This is a genomic window from Bacteroides sp. D20 (genome assembly GCF_003436255.1).
GTDB lineage: Bacteria > Bacteroidota > Bacteroidia > Bacteroidales > Bacteroidaceae > Bacteroides > Bacteroides uniformis.
This window is the reverse complement of the sequence record NZ_QSOO01000002.1, coordinates 33,663-54,134: the sequence shown is the minus strand read 5'-3', so window position 1 is coordinate 54,134 and position 20,472 is coordinate 33,663. Positions and strand designations below refer to the sequence as shown.

Below are 20,472 nucleotides of genomic sequence, written 5' to 3'. Positions count from 1 at the left end.
AGAAATTCTATCATCAATCGAATTAAAAATTACTAAATAAACATTAAAACATTTGCATTTATATTTTTGCAAAGTTTTAAATATCTATTTAGTAATTATTCAAAGCATTAACTCTTAATCATATTAATGCCGTACTTGTATATAATATATCTCAATGATGCGAAAAAACGAAAAACACATCACATTTATCATTTATATATAGCGATGTTTTGAACTATTTGATTTACGCATTAAAGCATATTCATAAATCTTTTTATATAAAAAGAACTTGATTACGTGGGGATATTGGTATGGATAAGGATTCTAAAAAGCAAATTAGTTAAAATGATTCATAAGTTCATCAAAAAATAGTGTTAGACTATTAACAATAATAAATTCCATATATAATCTACATTAACATTTTATTTTTCAGCATAATACTAATATATACAAGTTTCATAACAGAAATCACTAGTGTTCAGTTTTAATTCATTGAAGCCTCTCAACGGTCTTCATTCATAGATGATGATTGGAACGGCCGGTTCGTGAAAATCGGCTGTTTGCATTCTACGCCTCATTTCCCTATCGGCTGTATTCTCCTTCTCACCTCTTTGGATATTTCCAGAAACATATAGTTCAGTTTGCCGGAATGAATACCTTCCTTATTCTGGGCATACTTCTTATTGGCATACTCCTTGGACTTGTCAAAGGTGATGCGCGACATCTGGTTCTGCGACTTTCCCACCATCGTCGAATCCAACTGTTCGTCCGGAAAGAAATCATCCAAATCCACATCACCAATCATGGTCGTTTCAAGGAAATTCATGTCTTTATGACTGGAATCCGTGTAGTATCCTACAAACATATGCCCCGGGGTGCGCACCAATATAGGTTCTATGTTGATGGCACGGAGCAGAGAAGCAAAAAGCACACTTCCATCCACACAGTTGATTTGCGAGGACTCCAAGGCGTCATCGAACGTGCGCACACGCTGTGAAAAGACCACATTGCTGGAAAGGCTCGTATTGGAGACCGAGCTATAACGGAACTTACGCTTCTGCAGTACATTCCACAAGGCATAAACCTGCCTGTCCACCACTTCGGTACCTCCCTGATAACCCAAAAACCGGTTGACGATACGCGTATCCAGCGCTTCACGCAACAGTTTGTCAATCATAGGATTCTCCTCATTTACATATGCTGCAAAAAAGATGCCGGTATCATGGAATTTTGTACCATTCGTGACATACCCCAACAGACATTCATTAATGCTGCGAACGGAAAAAGTACGCACCCTCTGCCCCAAATCCTTACCGTTCATCTCTACCATAACGGCCACACTAATGGGTTCCGCCTGGTTGTTATTCTTCAGAGCCTCATAATTCCATATGATATCAGGATAGATAATATACTCCGTACGCGGTTTTGCCAACACAAACTCCGACACTGAACGGGAAAAGAACGGAGTCTCCGCAACTTCTACCCGCACCCGGCTATAAGCATTCCTCGAACGGACACGGACAGCGATGCACGACTTCGGATTACCTACATACATGGAGTCTACCGGCACTATGACCTGAGCATCGGTGGTAGCCACTGAAAGGATACTGGAAGGGAATATATTACCGCCCAGCTCATCCGCGATATCAAAGCCCGAACGGAAAGGAGCCGTATTCAGCCAGACAGAGCCGATTATCACTAAAAGCAGAGTTCCCACAATAACCGGCAAACGCCTTTTAGAGAAACTCCTGATATACATAAGTTCTTTCATACAATTCAATATTTACGAAGCAAAGATAATATTTTATATGTGACAGGGCTTTTAGATAAACGAGAATTTAATGTAACCCAAATGTAACACTTGTTTCATCATTCCGTAACAAATTAGCCTCACTTTTGTACCCAGAAAGTAGAAATGGCCTGCATCTCAGCACAAGTTTTCATGCAAACATGAAAATTCTGCATTCGGTTTGCACTATTTTTGCCGATAAAAAGAAATAAAGTTTAACTTTGTGACAAGAGAATTGTTTTATCCTTGTCATACATAAACAACAAAGCAATGAACGATTACCGGATTTTAGTAGTGGACGATGAAGAAGACTTATGTGAAATTCTGAAGTTCAACCTCGAAAACGAAGGCTACGAAGTGGATACGGCAAACTCCGCTGAAGAAGCTCTGAGAATGGACATTGGCAGCTACAGCCTGCTACTGCTGGACGTGATGATGGGAGAAATTTCCGGCTTCAAAATGGCGAGCATGCTGAAGAAGGACAAGAAGACAGCCCAGATACCCATCATCTTCATTACCGCCAAAGATACGGAAAATGACACCGTGACCGGTTTCAACCTGGGAGCGGACGACTACATATCCAAACCCTTCTCGCTGCGCGAAGTGGCGGCACGTGTCAAAGCCGTACTTAGACGCACCCGACAAGGAGAAACGGAACATGCACCGGAACAGATTGTCTACAAGACGCTGGTACTGGACATCATCAAGAAGAAAGTCTGCATTGACGGCGAAGAGGCACCGCTCACCAAAAAAGAATTTGAAATCTTATTGCTGCTTTTGCAGAATAAAGGACGCGTATTCTCGCGCGAGGATATACTGAACCGCATCTGGAGCGACGAAGTATATGTGCTGGACCGCACCATCGACGTGAACATCACACGTCTGCGCAAGAAAATCGGAGTTTATGGCAAATGTATCGTAACACGCTTGGGATATGGTTATTGTTTCGAAGCCGAATAACGACAGACACTTTCTGTCCTTCAGCCGGAAGCTTTTCCTTTCGGTCATCTCGCTGTTCCTCGTATTCGCCGCCTGCTTCATCGCCTACCAGTATCAGCGGGAAAAGGAATACAAAGTGGAGCTGCTGGACATGCAGCTGCAAGATTATAACGACAGACTGCACCAGGAGCTTCGTTACCTCCCCGACAGCCTATGGACTTCCATGCTGGACAGCTACATCTCCAAGCATGTGAACAAGGAATTGCGCGTCACTGTGGTAGACCTTCATGGCAACGTATTGTTCGACAGCTCCCAGAACGACAGCCATGAACTGGACAACCACATCAAACGCCCCGAAGTTCAGAAAGCGCTGAAAGACGGCAAGGGCTACGACCTACGGCGCATCTCCGAAACCACCGGCAAGACCTATTTCTATTCTGCCACCGCCTACGAAGGCTGTATCATCCGCTCAGCCCTCCCCTACAACGTCAACCTGATGAACAATCTGGCTGCCGACCCACACTACATCTGGTTCACGGTCATTGTATCACTGTTGCTGATATCCGTCTTCTACAAATTCACCTCCAAACTGGGCAGCGCCATCAACCACCTGCGCGAGTTTGCCAAAAGGGCCGACAAGAACGAACCCATAGACATGGACATACAAGCCGCCTTCCCGCACAATGAGCTTGGAGAGATTTCGCAGCATATCATACAGATATACAAGCGCCTGCGCGAAACCAAAGAGGCGCTTTACATTGAGCGCGAAAAGCTTATCACCCATTTGCAAACCTCCCGCGAAGGACTGGGCGTATTCAACAGAGACAAAAAGGAGATATTGGTAAACAATCTGTTCACCCAATACGGCAATCTGATTTCAGACTCCAACCTGCAGGCTACCGAAGAGATATTCTCCATCTGCGAATTCCAGAAGATAACGGATTTCATCAACAAGGCGCAGAAGCGCCCCTCCTACAACGAAGAACGAAGGATGTCCGTACACATCAACAAGAACGGACGCACCTTCATCGTGGAGTGCATCATCTTCCAAGACCTCAGCTTTGAAATTTCCATCAACGACATCACCCAGGAAGAAGAGCAAGTACGGCTGAAACGGCAGTTGACCCAGAACATCGCCCACGAGCTGAAAACCCCCGTAAGCAGCATACAAGGTTATCTGGAAACCATCGTGAACAACGAAAACATTGCACCCGAAAAGATGCAGGTCTTCCTGGAACGCTGCTACGCGCAAAGCAACCGCCTGAGCCGCCTGCTGCGCGACATATCCGTACTGACCCGCATGGACGAAGCCGCCAACATGATTGATATGGAAAAGGTGGACATCAGCATGCTGGTTTCAAACATCGTCAACGAAGTGTCCCTGGAACTGGAACAGAAGCAAATCACCGTTGTCAATTCCCTAAAACCGAAGATACAGTTGCGGGGCAACTACTCTCTACTCTACTCCATCTTCCGCAATCTCATGGACAACGCCATCGCTTATGCCGGCACCAACATACACATCAACATCAGTTGTTTCCGCGAAGACGAGAATTACTACTATTTCAGTTTTGCCGATACCGGCATCGGCGTCTCTCCCGAACATCTGAACCGTTTGTTCGAACGCTTCTACCGTGTAGACAAAGGACGCTCGCGCAAGTTGGGCGGCACCGGCTTGGGGCTCGCCATAGTGAAGAATGCAGTCCTTATTCACGGAGGCACCATCTCTGCCAAAAACAACCAAGGTGGAGGACTGGAGTTTGTATTCACACTGGCAAAAGAGAGATAACAGCCCGTTTTACCACACCAAACAAAATGCTTTGCATACCTCTGGAGAAGGTTCTTGTGGCAAGTGTGGCTTGTATTGGTATCTTTTCACCTTACCGACATGACGGATTGCTTAAATCGCCTTAAGTCACTATCAATCAGAGAGTAATTTTGCCAACCGATTGCCATGCTTTTGGCAAACTTTTGCCATGCCTATGGCAAAGTTTTGCCAACGCGGTGACAAAGTCTTGCCAAGAGGGTGGCAAAACCTTGCCAATTTGTCGGCAAAAAGAAAGAGAGCGGGGAAGAAAATTTATCACTCATAGAATTGTTTTCTCAAAAAGAATCCGTATCTTTGTCATGCATTGGTTCGCTCCCCCTCTTCTGGGAAAGCGATTAAAAGGGAATCAGGTGTAAATCCTGGACAGTCCCGCTGCTGTAAGTTTCGTGCAACGTTGCAGACAATTACTCTATGCCACTGGAATATTCTTCCGGGAAGGCGCCTGCAACAGAAACAAGTCAGAAGACCTGCCATGCATACTTTATCATTGCTTTCGAGGAAAAAGCGTTGAGTCTAATGAGCCGGACAAACCGTCCATCATTTCATTCATCAAACCTAATTCAGAGAAAGTAAAGAAGGTAATAAACTCTGCCAAGTTTATTTGATGATGTCCGGCCGAAGTGATTTCGTCCGGACATTTACATTACAAAAAGTCATATTTAAATTGGTTATTACATAGATTTTGCCTAAATTCGGCACATTAAACTGCAACAATCGGTTTATCCGTTAACCTATTGTCAAATTATTAAAGATACAGAGTCTATGGAATTACCATTTGCCGAAGCATGGAAAATCAAAATGGTGGAACCTATCCGTAAAAGTACCCGCCAGGAACGCGAACAATGGCTGAAAGAAGCCCACTACAACGTATTCCAACTCAAATCGGAACAAGTTTATATCGACCTCATCACCGACTCAGGCACCGGCGCCATGAGCGACCGCCAATGGGCAGGCATGATGCTGGGTGACGAAAGCTATGCCGGAGCCACCTCATTCTTCAAACTGAAAGAAGTCATCACCCGCCTCACCGGATTTGAATACATTATCCCCACCCACCAGGGACGCGCTGCCGAAAATGTACTCTTCTCCTACTTGGTGCACGAGGGCGACATTGTGCCGGGAAACTCCCATTTCGACACCACCAAAGGACATATCGAGGGACGCCGGGCATTGGCTCTGGACTGCACCATAGACGAAGCCAAACAGACACAGCTGGAAATTCCCTTCAAAGGCAATGTAGACCCTAAAAAACTGGAAAAAGCATTACAGGAACATAGCGAACGGATACCGTTCGTCATCGTCACCATAACCAACAACACTGCAGGCGGCCAGCCGGTTTCCATGCAGAACCTGCGCGAAGTCCGCGCCATTGCCGACAAGTACGGCAAGCCCGTTCTCTTTGACTCGGCACGCTTTGCGGAAAATGCCTACTTCATCAAAATGAGAGAAGAAGGTTACCGCAACAAGAGCATAAAGGAAATTACCCGCGAGATGTTTGACCTTGCCGACGGTATGACGATGAGTGCCAAAAAAGACGGTATTGTCAACATGGGCGGATTCATAGCCACCCGCCGGAAAGACTGGTATGAAGGTGCCAAAGGCTTCTGCGTGCAGTTCGAAGGCTACCTTACTTACGGAGGCATGAACGGTCGTGACATGAACGCCCTTGCCATCGGCCTGGATGAAAATACTGAATTTGACAATCTGGAAACCCGCATTCACCAGGTGGGCTATCTAGCCATGAAACTGGATGAGTACGGGATACCCTACCAACGTCCCGCAGGCGGCCATGCCATATTTGTGGATGCCCCCAAAGTGCTGACACATGTGCCCAAAGAAGAATTCCCGGCACAAACACTGACCGCTGAGCTCTATCTGGAAGCAGGCATACGCGGCTGCGAAATCGGGTATCTGCTGGCAGACCGCGACCCGGTGACCCGCGAAAACCGCTTCAACGGCCTGGACTTGCTTCGGCTTGCCATCCCCCGCCGCGTGTATACCAACAACCACATGGATGTGGTGGCAGCCGCTTTGAAAAATGTATATGACAAACGGGAAAGTATTACCCGCGGAGTGCGCATCACCTGGGAAGCTCCGTTGATGAGACACTTCACGGTACAACTGGAAAGGCTGTAAGAGATTTACAGACTCAATGTCAAGACAAAATCCGGAAACAAATAATAATGAATAGTGAACCGGCGTTTCTCCACCGTACGATATTCTTCGGCGGAGAATACGCCGCTTTCATTTACAGCAAAAGGCAGAATGCGCATGTGCCCGCGAAAATCAACCTCGGAAGCATTCAGGCATTTGAACATGGTCTCCTTAGCCGACCAGTGCAGCAACAGTGACCAAGTGTCTGTTCCGCGAAACACGGATGGCTGTTCATCTTCGCGCATGAATTTATGTGCCACCTTCCTTACCCGCTCACCATACTGCTCGATGTCAACACCCACTTCCCGACCCGGCAATCCCAAGACAACAGCCACATAACCTTTCGTATGCGAAATACTGAGAGAGGCGGAGTCATCCGCCAGATAAGGTTTCCCACTGGGATGATAGGCAATCTCTTTCTCTTCTCCCGACAGAGTATAAAGCAATACGCGGACAGCCAACCACTCCAAACGGCGGTGTGCCGCGGTGAAGCGCCGCATACCTTCCCGGTATACTTCCTGATGAGGAAGCATGGCCAGCAATTCCTCCGGAGATTCCTCCGTTTTCCAAATTCCCCATCGACAGGGAAGAGCGGTATGTTGCAAGAAGAGGGGCACGGAACAATTTAAAAATTAATAATTAAAAATTAAAGGGAAGAAGAGTTGGGTTCTGCCGGGGCATTTACTGTGAACTTCACTTTCAGGATACGGCGGTTGTCCATCTCCAACACCTCAAACTCATAACGGCCGTAGGTCACCTTTTCATGGAGAGCAGGAAATTCCCCCTTCAGTTCCAGCAGAAGTCCGGCAAGCGTATCGGCATCCCCTGCCACCTCATCGAACGTTTCCTCGTCTATCTTCGTTATTTTATAGAAATCAGTCAGCTGGGTCTTGGCTTCAAATACCCAAGTGTGGTCATTCAGTACGGCATATGTACGTTCTTCATCATCGTATTCGTCATGAATTTCGCCCACAATCTCCTCAATAATGTCCTCCATGGTGACAATGCCCGACGTACCACCGAACTCATCGACCACAATGGCTATATGAATCTTGTTTGCCTGGAAATCGCGCAGCAAATCATCAATCATCTTGGTTTCGGGCACAAAATAGGCGGGCCGGATAAGCGACTGCCAACGGAAATTATCCCCTTTGTTCAGATGGGGAAGCAAATCCTTGATATAAAGCACCCCCTTGATATTGTCACGGCTATCCGCATAGATGGGAATACGGGAGTAGACATTCTCTACGATGCACTTCACCACATCTTTGAAAGGGGTACGGATATCCAGGTCCACCACATCAAGGCGAGAGGTCATGACCTCCTTGGCCGTTTCCCCGCCAAAGCGGATGATACCTTCCAGAATATTATTCTCCTCCGAAAGCTCTGCCTTGTCGGTCAGCTCCAACGCATGCGAGAGTTCATCGACCGATATGTTATGGTTCTTGCGGACCATATGCTTGTTCAAGAAAGAGGTGGAACGTACCAGCATAGATGCCATCGGATAGAATACGGAACGGCAAAACGTGATGCCGGGAGCGGCAAAACGGCAGAAAGCCAGCGTCTTCTGAGCCGAATATATCTTAGGCATGATTTCACCGAAAAGCAACAGCAAAAATGTAAGGACTACTGTCAGAATGAGGAACTCTGCAATGGGAGAATGAAATTGGAACACATTCATAAAGAAGAAGTTGCAGAGCATGATTATGGTTACATTCACGAAGTTGTTCGTAATCAGAATCGTTGCCAACAAACGTTCGCTGTTGTCCAGCAGATTACTGATTTTCTCATCCGAAGGATGCTTTCTCTCCGCTATTGCATTCAGGTCTGACGGAGAAAGAGAGAAAAAGGCTATTTCGGAAGCTGATGCAAAACCGGAAACAAGCAAAAGCAAACCTGCCAACACAATGGCTACAACGGCCGAAATAGAAGGAGTCTGTACGGATATACCGTTAAAAACATCTGCCAACTGGCATAAATAAGCGTCTGGGTCCAAAGATTTTGGTTTTAGTTAAACAATTAGAACGGCAAGTCGTCCGTCGGGTTATCTTGTGCAGGGGCAGCCTGCGGTTGTACTGGTTGTTGTGGCTGGGGGGCGGCTCCCGCCTGCGGCGCATAAGGGCCAGCACCGGGAGTTGCCGTTCTCGGAGTCAGCATCTCCATATTGTCGACAAATATCTCAGTCACATAACGCTTGATGCCTCCCTGGTCATCGTAAGAACGGGTACGTATCTTACCTTCCACGTAAAGCTTATCGCCTTTATGCACATATTTCTCAACGATTTCGCCTAAACGGCCACGGAATATCAGGTTATGCCATTCGGTACGGTCCGGAATCTGCGTACCATTCTGCAAAGTGTATCCTTTCTCCGTAGTGGCCAAAGAAAGCTGGGCAACACAGTTTCCACCTTCATAATAGGTTATTTTAGGGTCTTGTCCCACATTTCCTATCAATATCACTTTATTTACTGACATAAGCTTCTATTTTATTAATTTGCTGCCAAAATTAACGAGAATATTCACACCATGCAAGAATACAAACAACTTTTATACATATTTCTCCAAGAAAGCATGTATAAGGCGGGGCACCGCATAACGACCCAAATCTTCGACTGCAACCCGTTGGTAACTTGAGAAGGAGCTCGAATTATCGGGCAGAGTAACCTCGTAGAAGTTGGTGTAAATCACTCTGTGGGACAATACATGTTTCACCCCCCGAAGCAGTGTACGGACCATCCGCACCTCTCCCTCTGCAAACAGCGCATGAAACTGCGGACATGCCAGAAATTCCTCTTCGGATAAATCTTTTTCCGTTTCAACCAGAGGCAATTCAAAGAGATTTTTCCAGATATCGTCCTCCGTCCTCTTATGTATCAAGGTATGCGCGCCCATGCGTACATATATATAATTAAAATAGCGGTTGGTGGTCTTGGTTCTGTGCTGCTTCACGGGCAGTTGCTGCACTTTTCCTTCAGACAATGCCCGGCAGCTGCCGGACAAAGGACAAAACAGACAGTTGGGCGACTGCGGCGTACACTGCACGGCTCCGAAGTCCATAATTGCCTGGTTATAATCTGCCGGCCTGGATTTATCGAGCACCTCACCCGCCAAAGCGGTAAAAGTCTTTTTCCCTTCAGTAGAATCAATGGGAACATCAATGCCGAAATAGCGGGAAAGCACCCGATACACATTCCCGTCGACCGCCGCATAAGGCATGTCATAGGCAAAGGAGCAGATGGCTGCTGCCGTATAATCCCCCACTCCCTTCAAAGCACGTACCTCTGCATAGGTTTTCGGAAATGTCCCCTTCATGCTTTTGGCTGCGGCATGCAGGTTGCGGGCACGCGAATAGTACCCCAGGCCCTGCCAATATTTCATCACTTCGTCCTCGGACGCAGCAGCCAGCGACACCACATCCGGGAAGCGTTTTATGAAACGCAGAAAATACTCATACCCCTGCGCCACTCTTGTCTGTTGTAAGATGATTTCAGAAATCCATATCAGATAAGGGTCCGTGGTATTTCGCCACGGAAGGTCGCGTTTGTTCTCCGCATACCAGTCCAACAATGTTCCGCTAAAAATATTCATGCTGCAAAAATACTTCATTTTCAGCCTAACAAAGCTTAATGCCAAGACTTTTTTAGAAAATTGTCCGAAATATATTTTTTAGAGCCACGGAAAAGCTATATATTTGCAGTCCAAAAAATTAGGAAAACTATAGTAATAATATTTTTTTTAAAGAAAAATGACTAAAGCTGATATTGTAAACGAAATTACAAAGAACACCGGAATTGATAAGACAACCGTACTTACAACCGTTGAAGCATTCATGGACGCAGTAAAGGCATCTTTATCCAAAGATGAAAATGTTTACCTCCGCGGGTTTGGTAGTTTTGTAGTGAAGAAAAGAGCTCAGAAAACTGCTCGCAACATCTCCAAGAACACTACAATAATCATTCCGGAACATAACATTCCGGCATTTAAGCCTGCAAAAACGTTCACCCTCTCAGTGAAGAAATAATAAACAATAGTATTAACCCATAAAAATTTTGAAGCTATGCCAAGCGGAAAGAAGAAAAAAAGACATAAAATGTCTACGCACAAGCGTAAAAAAAGACTAAGAAAGAACAGACATAAAAGCAAAAAGTAATTTTTAGTCTGAAGGACAAAATAAAGAACAAACTTGTGAAGCAAAATGTCTCGCGGGTTTGTTCTTTGTTTAAGTAGTAAATTGAATCATTTAAAAGCCAATTATTGTGACAAGCGAACTCGTTGTAGACGTACAGCCCAAAGAGGTATCCATTGCACTGCTTGAAGACAAGCAGCTGGTGGAACTCCAGAGCGAAGGAAGAAACATCTCCTTTTCGGTGGGCAACATGTATTTGGGACGCGTCAAGAAATTGATGCCCGGCCTGAATGCCTGCTTCGTGGACGTGGGTTACGAGAAAGACGCTTTTCTTCATTATCTGGACCTGGGTCCTCAATTTAACTCGTTAGAGAAGTACGTAAAGCAAACTTTAAGCGACAAGAAGAAGCTGAATCCCATTACCAAAGCAACCATACTTCCCGACCTTGAAAAGGACGGAACGGTTTCCAACACACTCAAGGTGGGACAAGAAGTAGTGGTGCAAATTGTCAAGGAACCTATCTCTACCAAAGGGCCGCGACTGACTTCCGAACTTTCCTTTGCCGGAAGATACCTCGTGCTGATTCCCTTCAATGACAAGGTTTCCGTATCACAAAAAATTAAATCGAGCGAAGAGCGCGCACGCCTCAAGCAACTGTTGATGAGTATCAAGCCGAAAAACTTCGGCGTCATCGTCCGCACCGTGGCCGAAGGAAAACGTGTTGCCGAGCTCGACGGAGAGCTTAAAGTATTACTGAAACATTGGGAAGATGCCATTACAAAAGTACAGAAGGCCACCAAATTTCCGACACTGATTTACGAAGAAACCAGCCGTGCCGTAGGACTGTTGCGCGACTTGTTCAATCCTTCCTTCGAAAACATCCACGTGAACAGCGAGGCTGTGTACCACGAAATCAAGGATTACGTAACCCTCATCGCCCCTGAACGGGCAGGAATCGTGAAGCTGTACAAAGGTCAACTCCCCATTTACGACAATTTTGGTATCACCAAACAAATCAAGTCGTCATTCGGCAAGACCATTTCATACAAAAGTGGTGCCTACCTGATTATTGAGCATACTGAGGCGCTTCACGTAGTAGACGTGAACAGCGGTAACCGCACCAAGAATGCCAACGGGCAGGAGGCCAACGCACTGGAAGTGAATCTGGGTGCAGCCGACGAACTGGCACGCCAGCTCAGACTAAGGGATATGGGTGGTATCATCGTGGTGGACTTCATCGACATGAATGAAGCCGAAAACCGACAGAAGCTTTACGAACGTATGTGTGCCAACATGCAGAAAGACAGAGCACGTCACAACATCCTGCCGCTCAGTAAATTCGGACTGATGCAGATTACACGCCAGCGTGTACGCCCGGCTATGGATGTAAATACGACGGAAACCTGCCCCACCTGCTTCGGTAAAGGCACCATCAAATCGTCCATCCTCTTTACGGACACCTTAGAGAGTAAGATTGACTACCTGGTCAACAAATTGAAGATAAAGAAATTCTCGTTACACATCCACCCGTACATCGCAGCCTACGTCAATCAGGGACTCGTCTCCCTGAAACGGAAGTGGCAGATGAAGTACGGATTCGGTATCAAGATTATTCCAAACCAGAAATTAGCATTCCTGGAATATGTATTCTACGACCTGCAAGGGGAAGAGATAGACATGAAGGAAGAAATCGAAATCAAATAAAAAAGACGGCGAAGGGTATTTATCTTCGCCGTCTTTTTTATCTCTTGCTTTGGGGGAGCTCTCCCCAAACATGCCTTCCGCTATAAAGCCAAACGATAGATTTCCCTGCAATCAGTCATGGTCAGCTTCACGTAGTTGCCAAGCAGTTCGCCTTTATTGCGCTGCAGACTGACGAGCATACGGTCTATATCGGGATGCTCGATGCCCAACTCCTTAAAGCTAACCGGCAAGCCCATGTAACGGAAAAAGTGTTTCAGGCGGGCGGTACCAGCCAAAGCCATCTCTTCCAAATCTTCGGACTTGGGTATATCAAAAACGCGGTGGGCAAACTGGGCTATCTTTGCCGGATTATGTTCTGCCATAAAAGCCATCCAGGCAGGGAAGATTACAGCTAAGCCGGCACCGTGGGCTACATTATAGATAGCACTGATTTCATGTTCCAGTGCATGGGATGCCCAGTCTTCCTCACGCCCTACCCCACAAGTTCCGTTATGCGCCACAGTGCCACACCACATAATGTTGGCACGCGCGGCATAGTTGTCCGGTTGCTGTTTCACCCGGTAAGCTTCTTTAATGATAGCTGTCAAGGTGCCTTCGCAAAGCCGGTCGCTGATTTCCACATCCGGTGTATTTGTGAAATAACGCTCCATGATGTGAGCCATCATGTCGGCAATACCACAAGCCGTCTGATAAGCTGGGAGAGTGTAGGTCAGTTCAGGATTCATGATGGAAAATACGGGACGCAAATGCTCGGGGGCACAGAGCCCCAGTTTTTGGAGTGTCTCTGTCTTGGTAATTACCGTATTGCCCGAACCTTCGCTTCCGGCAGCCGGGATAGTCAGCACCACGGCTACTTTCAACGCTTTCTCCACCTTGGCACGACCGATAAAGAAATCCCAAAAGTCACCATCATAGAGGGCTCCGGCAGCAATGGCCTTTGCCGTATCTATGACCGAACCACCTCCCACAGGAAGCATCATATCCACCTGCTCACGACAGCAAAGCTGAATACCTTCGTATACCTTCCCGTCAATGGGATTGGGCTGGACACCTCCCATTTCGCAATAAGCCACACCGGCTTCCTGCAAGGATTGCTTCACTCTATCCAGCAGACCACTCCGTACAACAGAACCGCCTCCATATACTATCATCACTTTTTGTGCACCATACTTACGCGCCAATGCACCGACTTGCACTTCAGTATTCTTGCCAAAGACAAACTCTGTAGGACTATAAAAAACAAAATTATTCATTGTATACCTTATTTAATGTATCGACTGTATCTTTCAAAGAAGCGTCCGAACGCTCCCCACTTCATCAGTCCTTTCTCAAAAACAAAAATACCCAGCAATGCACAAGAGATGCCCAGCATCACATCAATCAGATAATGGTGTCCCGAATAGACAGCCGTCCACCAGATACCGACCATAATCACCGCAAACAACGCTATCAACCACTTTTTGCTGCGGTCCATAACCGCGTAAGCCAAAGCCACCACCATATAGGCGGCATGGAGCGAGGGCACTGCTGCAAATACATTGGCATTCCTTCCGTAAATGGAGTTGAAGATGGAACATCCCAGCAATTCGTCAAAGCGCCCTAAGCCTGCCACATTGCCCGGAGTGTCGAGTATCGGCTCGAAACCATAATTCATGGCATACCAGGGCGGAGCAGCGGGATGGATGTAATAGCCGGCAAAACCGATGAGATTAACCAGCAGGAACACCATCGCAAAACGAAGATATACCTTACGGTCACCCTTCAGATAGAGCCACAACCCGAATGCAATGGGAACCGGTACCCAACAGAGGTAGAATATCCCGGCAAAGAAATCGGCAACAGGACAATGGTTCAAAGCAAAATACTCACAAGGGATAAGGACAGCACCGTCTACAGACAAGCCAAAAAGGGATTTTTCTGCCTCATAAAGTCCTTTTACATCAATGGGATTCACCTGGTAATTGGGATATACGCGCATCCAGTCATACGAAATGCCGAATATGAAAAACGGCAACAGCGCCACTGCCAACTTACGGGTTATCTGTCCGGCAAAGAACAATACCAAAAATACACCCGCCATCAGGAAATGTTCCGGACGAAGCCCGATACAGACCGCTGTCAGAATCAGGAAAAACGCTGTGATGACAATCACCAGCACCGCCTCTCTCACAGAGGGAAACAAACTATTTTTCATTCCTTGTCTTTCAGTAGTTTATAGCAATGCGCCAAGCGGGCAAATGCCGTCAAATTCGCCAATATTGCAATCACTGCCATAGGCACAATCAGTATCAGCATCGGGTCGAATAAAGTACAATCACCAAAGATACCGCAGAACATGGCACCGAGGGCAGTCAGCACAACGCGTTCGGGGCGCTGCATGAAACCCACTTTACACTCCAGCCCCAAACCTTCGGCACGGGCACGCACGTAACTCACCATCAGCGAACCTATCAGCGCAATGAATGTAATGATGGAGCCCCACAAATAGCCTTGCAGCATCAGGTAATAGAAGATGCCGAACAATGTCACGAGCTCGCTGTAACGGTCGAGTACGGAGTCGTAGAGCGCACCGAAAGTAGAACTCATTTTACCCACGCGTGCCACGCGTCCGTCCATCATATCAAACAACCCGGCAAAGAGCACAATACCGCCTCCCCAGCCTACATAGGCCAGTTCACCACTCTTGTACACTCCTGCATACACAAACAAGGCAGCCGCCACGATATTCAGTACCAGCCCCGTAGTCGTAATAAAGTTAGGCGTAATGCCAATTCTAATCATACCATGCACCACAGGGTTGATAATCTTGTATATCACCTGCTGCAACCAATCTCTATAATTCATATTCGTCTTTTTTGTTCTCTAAATAATGTTTCAGAAAGCCTTTTATATTGTGATTACGATAAACGAAAAAACGTTGCAGATGGTAGTTCCAAAAAAAAGCTACCAGCACTGCTACAATTATCTTTGACAGAATAAATACATTGTCGATATAATATCCCAACAATCCATTGACCCATGTCATGCCGGTAAGCCACTCGGTCAATGCAAAAGTGCCCCAGGTATTCAGTATAATGCTGCCTCCCCAGACAAAGAGATATTTCACGGCAACATGCGTTTTCTTACAGTCTTCGGCATGGAACACCCATCCGTAATTAATGGCACAGTTTACAATGCCTCCTACCACGGAACCCGTGAATGTGGCATAAAGATAAAAAACAGCAAAAGCCTTTACCAGAAGGATAGTCACCAGAAAATCGACAAAGCTTGCGAATTGCGCAGAAATCTGGGCCTTGAAGAAGATCCAGACAGAATGGCGCCACGACACACCTTTGCCATTTGATTTCAACTGATTATCCATCTTGCCACAATCAAAATTATAAATCCGTAGACTCCAGACAGAATATCGTCCATCATTACCCCGATTCCACCCGGCAGACTTTCCATACGGCGAATGCCCAAGGGCTTGAATATATCAAACAAACGGAACAAGACAAATGCTCCCAATGCATACCATACATGTCCGGCGGGCGCCGCAAGCAAGGCAATCCACACACCGACCATTTCATCGACCACCACGCGCGAAGGGTCTTCGCCCCAAGATGCCTCCAGGCGGTTAGCAGCCCAGATACCGGCAAGTGTAAATACCAAAATCAATGCTACTGTCAGCCACAAAAGGCAGGCACTTGAAACCAGATAAGACAACCCGAACCAGATAAGCGTAGCCAGCAAAGCTCCCGCAGTGCCGGGTGCAAAAGGAGAAAAGCCCGAGCCAAAGCCCGTACCGATAATGACTGGGAGGAGGGAGGGTTTCTTCATCAAAAAAGTAATAAGGTGATAAATGCGATAAAAACGGTAAAGTGATAAATGCAATAAAGTAATAAAAGTGATAAAGTGGTAAAGTGCTATCACTCTATCACCTTACCACCTTATTTCTATCACCTTATCACTGTTTTTTTAATCCAAATAACTTGGTGCAGTTTCACCCACCATGTTGCGGAGAGTCTCTTTCACCATGCGCCATTGCTGGAACAAATCGTGTACCGGCTCATGCTCGAAATCGTGCATCGGGCTCTTGCAGAAGAAGGACAGCCACGTCTGGATGCCGCACATACCTGCACGCAATGCCAAATCACTGAAAATAACCAAGTCGAGCGCGATGGGAGCAGCAAGAATGGAGTCACGGCACAGGAAGTTAACCTTGATTTCCATCGGATAGCCCATCCAGCCGAAAATATCGATGTTGTCCCATGCTTCCTTGTTATCCTTACGAGGAGGATAGTAGTTGATGCGTACCTTATGATAAACATCACCGTACAAGTCAGGATATTTCTCCGGTTCGAAGATATTGTCGATAACAGACAGCTTGCTGACCTCTTTTGTCTTGAAGTTCTCCGGTTGGTCGAGTACCTCGCCGTCACGGTTACCCAGAATATTCGTAGAGAACCAGCCGCTTACACCCAACATACGGGTCTTGAACATCGGAGCAAGCACCGTCTTCATCAAAGTCTGGCCACTCTTGAAGTCCTTACCGGAAATGGGCACATTCATTTTCTTGGAGAATTCCCACATAGCCGGAGTATCCACACACAGATTAGGAGCACCCATAATAAACGGAGCGCCTTCTGCAATGGCAGCATATGCATAGCACATACTCGGAGAGATAACTTCAGTATTGTTTTCCTTCATTGCCTGCTCCAAAGCAGCGAGAGATTCGTGCTCTTTGGACAGCGGAATATATATTTCGGTACTTGCAGCCCACAGCACAGCAATACGCTCGCAGTTATTGGCTGCCTTGAAGTTACGGATATCCTCACGCAACTGCTCTGTCATTTCCCAGCGAGTAGCAGCCTTCTTAATATGCGTACCGTTCAAACGTTTTGCAAAATTGTGGTCGAATGCAGCAGGCATCGGCTTGATGGCTTGCAGTTCGTCTTTTACCAAATTCAAGTCTTTCTCTTTCAAAACCTCGGCATACATAGCAGCTTCGTAGGCGTTGTCCGGGAAAATGTCCCAACCGCCGAAAATGATATCATTCAAATCAGCCAAAGGCACTATGTCTTTGATAAGTTTCTCTTTGCCATCCTGCATGCGCATAGCAGCCATTTGTGTGATTGAGCCTATAGCTTTTGCCAAGCCCTTGCGAGCAGCTAATGTACCGGTAATCATGGTGGTTGCAACCGCACCACCTACTCCGACTACCAGCACGCCCAGGCGTCCGGTTGCCGGCTTAATGTTTTCTTTCATTGCCATTGTATTATTTAGAGTTTAAAAAATTGCTCAAATTTAGGGTATTTTACTCAATTGGGATTAGTCATTTTATCCGATTTAATGTCCTATTAGTAAGATTTAAGTTAAAATGTCATGTGTAGACTGATTCTGAGCCCGGATTTGTCGATATTTGGTAAATTTCGGTAAGTCAAACGCCATACATAATCGACACGCAATACTTTGAAAATATTTTCAACACCTACACCTGCCTCTACGTATGGCGTATGCCCCATTGTAGTGCTGCCGGCAGGAAAACGGAACAAATCCTGCTGAAAAGCCGGATTATTCTTATCACTCAAATTCCCATACAAGCCGCGACAGGAAAGCACTTCACGCCATTTCAACTTTTTCAACAAAGGAATACGGTTGAAGAGCCAGCCGTTCAAGTAATAGGTCACATCCCAGGAAGCGTATTCATCGTTCATGAATTCCATGGCATTCATCAGTGAATAGGACTCGGGCTGTATGGTATAGGACAAGTTCGCGTTGGGAATGACGAGCAAAGGGAAAGGAACCTTGTTCCATACTTTCCCGGCCTTCAGGATAACGTCCGTATAACCGAATGCCGAGAACCAGAAACGCTTTTGAAAACCCGCTTCCGTATAGTGATAGGTATAGTCTCCTCCCAGTACCCCTTTGGCAGCCATGGTATGTGTAAGCGAAAAGACCGGAGCATCCAGCGAAACGGGGAAACGGTTCCATTGGGTCTGGAAGAATTTCTCGTTGGGAGCATAGCGCAGCTTCAATTCCAGTTCACTGGTCGAAATACTTTTTACATACGTATTATGGTCGTCCTGCTTGACGAAAGGAATCAGATGGGATGATTCATCTTTACGCAGACGCGTCGTCATCTGTACGGAAAAGCCGGAATGGAACTCATTGGTATAGGTCAGTTCCGCCTTCCGCTGATAACCGATACGGTCATCCTTCTGACGTTTCAAGGCAAGAAAAACATTATCCTGACTGGTATAAAGATAGTGTTGTCCATATTGATTGACGTCTGACAAGTAACGGAGCTTCAACGAATGTATAGGAAATTCATTGGCATATTCCTTCTTCCTATGAAAAGAATATTCCAGTTCGGCGAGTCCCTTTACACGATGGTCGCGAAAACCGTATGCCATATAGCCCCTGCCGAACAAATGCGGATTGAGCCATGCCGTCGTCATACCGCCGGCACGCAAGCGCACCCCTTCCAGTGTATTTCCGCTGATAGTGGTATTCATCATACCGATATAGAACAAAGGTTCTTTTTCCTTCGGAGCGGGAATATACCCCGTGAACAGCACCTTCAACACTTTCTCCGTCCAGAAATAAACGGGATAGCTGCGCAACTGGGCCATCATCTTGTCCACCGAAGTCTCTTTCTTGCTGACTTCCACCTGGCGGTTGGCATCCCAATATGCTTCCGAATAGCCGGAAGCCGATGTCTCTTCAATCACCTTTTCCGGTTTTCGGAAAGCCTGCAGAGCCTTGTCATCCGGTTCATACTGATAGTTTCTGTAATACACATCCCGCTTGGCATAAATACCGTCACTATTGTCCACCAACTTGAATTCCGTAGTGATACTCTCATTGAGCAACTGCCTCGTACCGTCCTCCGCGCGGTCAAAATTCTGTTCAATCTTCATGTAGTCCACAAAGTTCAGATTTATTTTCTGAGGAAAGTTCATGACGGCACGCTTTACAAAATAGGTACTGTCCAGCATGACGTATAAATGTCCCGTAAAACCGAACGACTCGGAGTTGAAAGGGACAAATGTCAAGTCAACACAAGGCTTTCCGGCAACGGTAAGCGTATCCATCAGATAATATTTGTAGAAAGACGGCCCAAGGGAGGAAAGCGGACTGACAAACTTATTGGTGAACAAGGTGATGTTGTTCTCATAAAGGTCTACATCGGTCATGGTGACACTGATAGCCTGCTCCATACCCTGCTGGGAAAGCATCTCGTCCACTCCTGCCTGCCTGCGGGCGGTGACCCACTGTTTCCGGCTATGCGGAGACTTGCGGTAATAGTCTGTGGCAAGTAACTCACGGTTGGAGATGGCCAGTACCGGCCTGCCGGTAACGGCAGAGGTATCGACATAATCCGTCAGAAACTTGAACTTACGGTAAAGCCACTTCTGTTGCTTCAAGCTGTCGAAGTTATTGATGGCAAAAGTCATCTTTTCATAGCGGTCACGTTTCCAGAAGTCGCGTTCGTCGGGCGAGTAGTCATCCCGATGCTCTATCATCTTGCGTACAAACTCCACTGCGGGATTATCCTTTTTCTTATACCGTTCACGTTTCGGCTTCACCACCACCTCATCCAGTGCATAAGTGGCTGGCGAAAGGGCAATATTGAACTTAGAAGACTTTGCAGGATGAATCAGCCGGACATATTCATTATATCCCACGGCCGAAATGACCAGCGTGGCCTCCGGGCGATAGGTCTTGAAGGAAAAACGGCCGTTATTGTCCGTCATCCCTCCCTCCGTAGTTCCTTTCAGATAAACTGACGTATAAGGCAACGGCTCCTTCGTCAACGAATCGGTGACAACGCCTTGCACCATATATTGTGCTCTCAATGGAAGAGTAACCAGCTGGATAAGCAGAAATACCCTAAAAAACAACTTCATACCTTGTTTTACCTAATTTGGATGGCAAAGGTACGGAAGAAAACTTTTTCTTAAAGTTCG

At 46.6% G+C, this 20,472-nt stretch carries 17 protein-coding genes and 1 riboswitch; of the genes, 5 read left to right on the top strand and 12 right to left on the bottom strand.

Annotated elements, in window-relative coordinates; all coding sequences use genetic code 11:
• Positions 1-553: 553 nt before the first annotated feature.
• Positions 554-1,750, bottom strand: a complete 1,197-nt coding sequence (locus tag DXD78_RS02040) for a hypothetical protein (protein WP_009036798.1) — start codon at positions 1,748-1,750, stop codon at positions 554-556.
• A 288-nt stretch (positions 1,751-2,038) separates the two neighbouring features.
• Between DXD78_RS02040 and DXD78_RS02035 the strand changes: the two genes are divergently transcribed.
• The 3 genes from DXD78_RS02035 to DXD78_RS02025 all read left to right on the top strand — a co-directional run bounded on the left by DXD78_RS02035 (position 2,039) and on the right by DXD78_RS02025 (position 6,671).
• Positions 2,039-2,728 (top strand): response regulator transcription factor, encoded by a 690-nt coding sequence (locus tag DXD78_RS02035; protein WP_005835972.1) that lies wholly within the window; start codon positions 2,039-2,041, stop codon positions 2,726-2,728.
• Entirely contained in the window at positions 2,703-4,496 is a 1,794-nt protein-coding gene (locus DXD78_RS02030) for an ATP-binding protein (RefSeq protein WP_005835971.1), read from the top strand. The genes DXD78_RS02035 and DXD78_RS02030 overlap by 26 nt, the downstream gene beginning before the upstream one ends.
• A 327-nt stretch (positions 4,497-4,823) precedes the next feature.
• Positions 4,824-5,025: riboswitch (cobalamin riboswitch) on the top strand.
• 272 nt (positions 5,026-5,297) lie between these two features.
• Entirely contained in the window at positions 5,298-6,671 is a 1,374-nt protein-coding gene (locus DXD78_RS02025; protein ID WP_005826739.1) for a tryptophanase, read from the top strand.
• Between the two features lie 5 nt (positions 6,672-6,676).
• On the opposite strand, the gene DXD78_RS02020 is transcribed toward DXD78_RS02025, so the two are convergent.
• The 4 genes from DXD78_RS02020 to mutY form a co-directional block, all read right to left on the bottom strand.
• Positions 6,677-7,306, bottom strand: coding sequence for a 4'-phosphopantetheinyl transferase superfamily protein (locus tag DXD78_RS02020; protein WP_005826741.1), 630 nt, complete (start codon positions 7,304-7,306; stop codon positions 6,677-6,679).
• 29 nt (positions 7,307-7,335) lie between these two features.
• Positions 7,336-8,685 (bottom strand): gliding motility-associated protein GldE, encoded by a 1,350-nt coding sequence (gene gldE / locus DXD78_RS02015; RefSeq protein WP_005826743.1) that lies wholly within the window; start codon positions 8,683-8,685, stop codon positions 7,336-7,338.
• 23 nt (positions 8,686-8,708) lie between these two features.
• A complete protein-coding gene (locus DXD78_RS02010; RefSeq protein ID WP_005826745.1) occupies positions 8,709-9,164 on the bottom strand; it encodes a single-stranded DNA-binding protein in 456 nt (151 codons plus the stop codon).
• A gap of 72 nt (positions 9,165-9,236) precedes the next feature.
• Positions 9,237-10,277 carry an A/G-specific adenine glycosylase gene (gene mutY / locus DXD78_RS02005; protein WP_008663717.1) on the bottom strand — a complete coding sequence of 347 codons (1,041 nt, stop codon included), beginning with the start codon at positions 10,275-10,277 and terminating at the stop codon, positions 9,237-9,239.
• 157 nt (positions 10,278-10,434) lie between these two features.
• Between mutY and DXD78_RS02000 the strand changes: the two genes are divergently transcribed.
• Entirely contained in the window at positions 10,435-10,710 is a 276-nt protein-coding gene (locus tag DXD78_RS02000) for an HU family DNA-binding protein (protein WP_005826750.1), read from the top strand.
• Between the two features lie 235 nt (positions 10,711-10,945).
• Positions 10,946-12,520 (top strand): Rne/Rng family ribonuclease, encoded by a 1,575-nt coding sequence (locus DXD78_RS01995; protein WP_009036797.1) that lies wholly within the window; start codon positions 10,946-10,948, stop codon positions 12,518-12,520.
• An 80-nt stretch (positions 12,521-12,600) separates the two neighbouring features.
• Here DXD78_RS01995 and DXD78_RS01990 read toward each other — a convergent pair whose 3' ends face one another.
• From DXD78_RS01990 to DXD78_RS01960, 7 genes are all read right to left on the bottom strand, one after another.
• Positions 12,601-13,773, bottom strand: a complete 1,173-nt coding sequence (locus DXD78_RS01990) for an iron-containing alcohol dehydrogenase (RefSeq protein WP_009036796.1) — start codon at positions 13,771-13,773, stop codon at positions 12,601-12,603.
• Positions 13,774-13,781: 8 nt separating this feature from the next.
• On the bottom strand, positions 13,782-14,714 hold the full coding sequence (locus tag DXD78_RS01985) for a phosphatase PAP2 family protein (RefSeq protein WP_009036795.1): 933 nt from the start codon (positions 14,712-14,714) through the stop codon (positions 13,782-13,784).
• Positions 14,711-15,364, bottom strand: coding sequence for a CDP-alcohol phosphatidyltransferase family protein (locus DXD78_RS01980; RefSeq protein ID WP_005826758.1), 654 nt, complete (start codon positions 15,362-15,364; stop codon positions 14,711-14,713). Before DXD78_RS01980 ends, DXD78_RS01985 begins: the two co-directional genes overlap by 4 nt.
• Positions 15,354-15,881, bottom strand: coding sequence for a GtrA family protein (locus tag DXD78_RS01975; protein ID WP_005826761.1), 528 nt, complete (start codon positions 15,879-15,881; stop codon positions 15,354-15,356). The genes DXD78_RS01980 and DXD78_RS01975 overlap by 11 nt, the downstream gene beginning before the upstream one ends.
• Complete coding sequence (locus DXD78_RS01970; protein ID WP_005826764.1) at positions 15,866-16,339, bottom strand: phosphatidylglycerophosphatase A; 474 nt, start codon at positions 16,337-16,339, stop codon at positions 15,866-15,868. The genes DXD78_RS01975 and DXD78_RS01970 overlap by 16 nt, the downstream gene beginning before the upstream one ends.
• A gap of 138 nt (positions 16,340-16,477) precedes the next feature.
• A complete protein-coding gene (locus DXD78_RS01965; protein ID WP_034525517.1) occupies positions 16,478-17,767 on the bottom strand; it encodes an inositol-3-phosphate synthase in 1,290 nt (429 codons plus the stop codon).
• Positions 17,768-17,874: 107 nt separating this feature from the next.
• Positions 17,875-20,412 (bottom strand): DUF5686 and carboxypeptidase-like regulatory domain-containing protein, encoded by a 2,538-nt coding sequence (locus DXD78_RS01960; protein ID WP_005826767.1) that lies wholly within the window; start codon positions 20,410-20,412, stop codon positions 17,875-17,877.
• Positions 20,413-20,472: the final 60 nt, after the last annotated feature.

Excerpts from the sequence above, each read along its gene's own strand:
- DXD78_RS02040 (WP_009036798.1), bottom strand. The coding sequence starts at position 1,750 with ATGAAAGAACTTATGTATATCAGGAGTTTCTCTAAAAGGCGTTTGCCG.
- DXD78_RS02035 (WP_005835972.1), top strand. The coding sequence starts at position 2,039 with ATGAACGATTACCGGATTTTAGTAGTGGACGATGAAGAAGACTTATGT.
- DXD78_RS02030 (WP_005835971.1), top strand. The coding sequence starts at position 2,703 with ATGGTTATTGTTTCGAAGCCGAATAACGACAGACACTTTCTGTCCTTC.
- DXD78_RS02025 (WP_005826739.1), top strand. The coding sequence starts at position 5,298 with ATGGAATTACCATTTGCCGAAGCATGGAAAATCAAAATGGTGGAACCT.
- DXD78_RS02010 (WP_005826745.1), bottom strand. The coding sequence starts at position 9,164 with ATGTCAGTAAATAAAGTGATATTGATAGGAAATGTGGGACAAGACCCT.
- mutY (WP_008663717.1), bottom strand. The coding sequence starts at position 10,277 with ATGAATATTTTTAGCGGAACATTGTTGGACTGGTATGCGGAGAACAAA.
- DXD78_RS02000 (WP_005826750.1), top strand. The coding sequence starts at position 10,435 with ATGACTAAAGCTGATATTGTAAACGAAATTACAAAGAACACCGGAATT.
- DXD78_RS01990 (WP_009036796.1), bottom strand. The coding sequence starts at position 13,773 with ATGAATAATTTTGTTTTTTATAGTCCTACAGAGTTTGTCTTTGGCAAG.
- DXD78_RS01985 (WP_009036795.1), bottom strand. The coding sequence starts at position 14,714 with ATGAAAAATAGTTTGTTTCCCTCTGTGAGAGAGGCGGTGCTGGTGATT.
- DXD78_RS01980 (WP_005826758.1), bottom strand. The coding sequence starts at position 15,364 with ATGAATTATAGAGATTGGTTGCAGCAGGTGATATACAAGATTATCAAC.
- DXD78_RS01975 (WP_005826761.1), bottom strand. The coding sequence starts at position 15,881 with ATGGATAATCAGTTGAAATCAAATGGCAAAGGTGTGTCGTGGCGCCAT.
- DXD78_RS01970 (WP_005826764.1), bottom strand. The coding sequence starts at position 16,339 with ATGAAGAAACCCTCCCTCCTCCCAGTCATTATCGGTACGGGCTTTGGC.
- DXD78_RS01965 (WP_034525517.1), bottom strand. The coding sequence starts at position 17,767 with ATGAAAGAAAACATTAAGCCGGCAACCGGACGCCTGGGCGTGCTGGTA.
- DXD78_RS01960 (WP_005826767.1), bottom strand. The coding sequence starts at position 20,412 with ATGAAGTTGTTTTTTAGGGTATTTCTGCTTATCCAGCTGGTTACTCTT.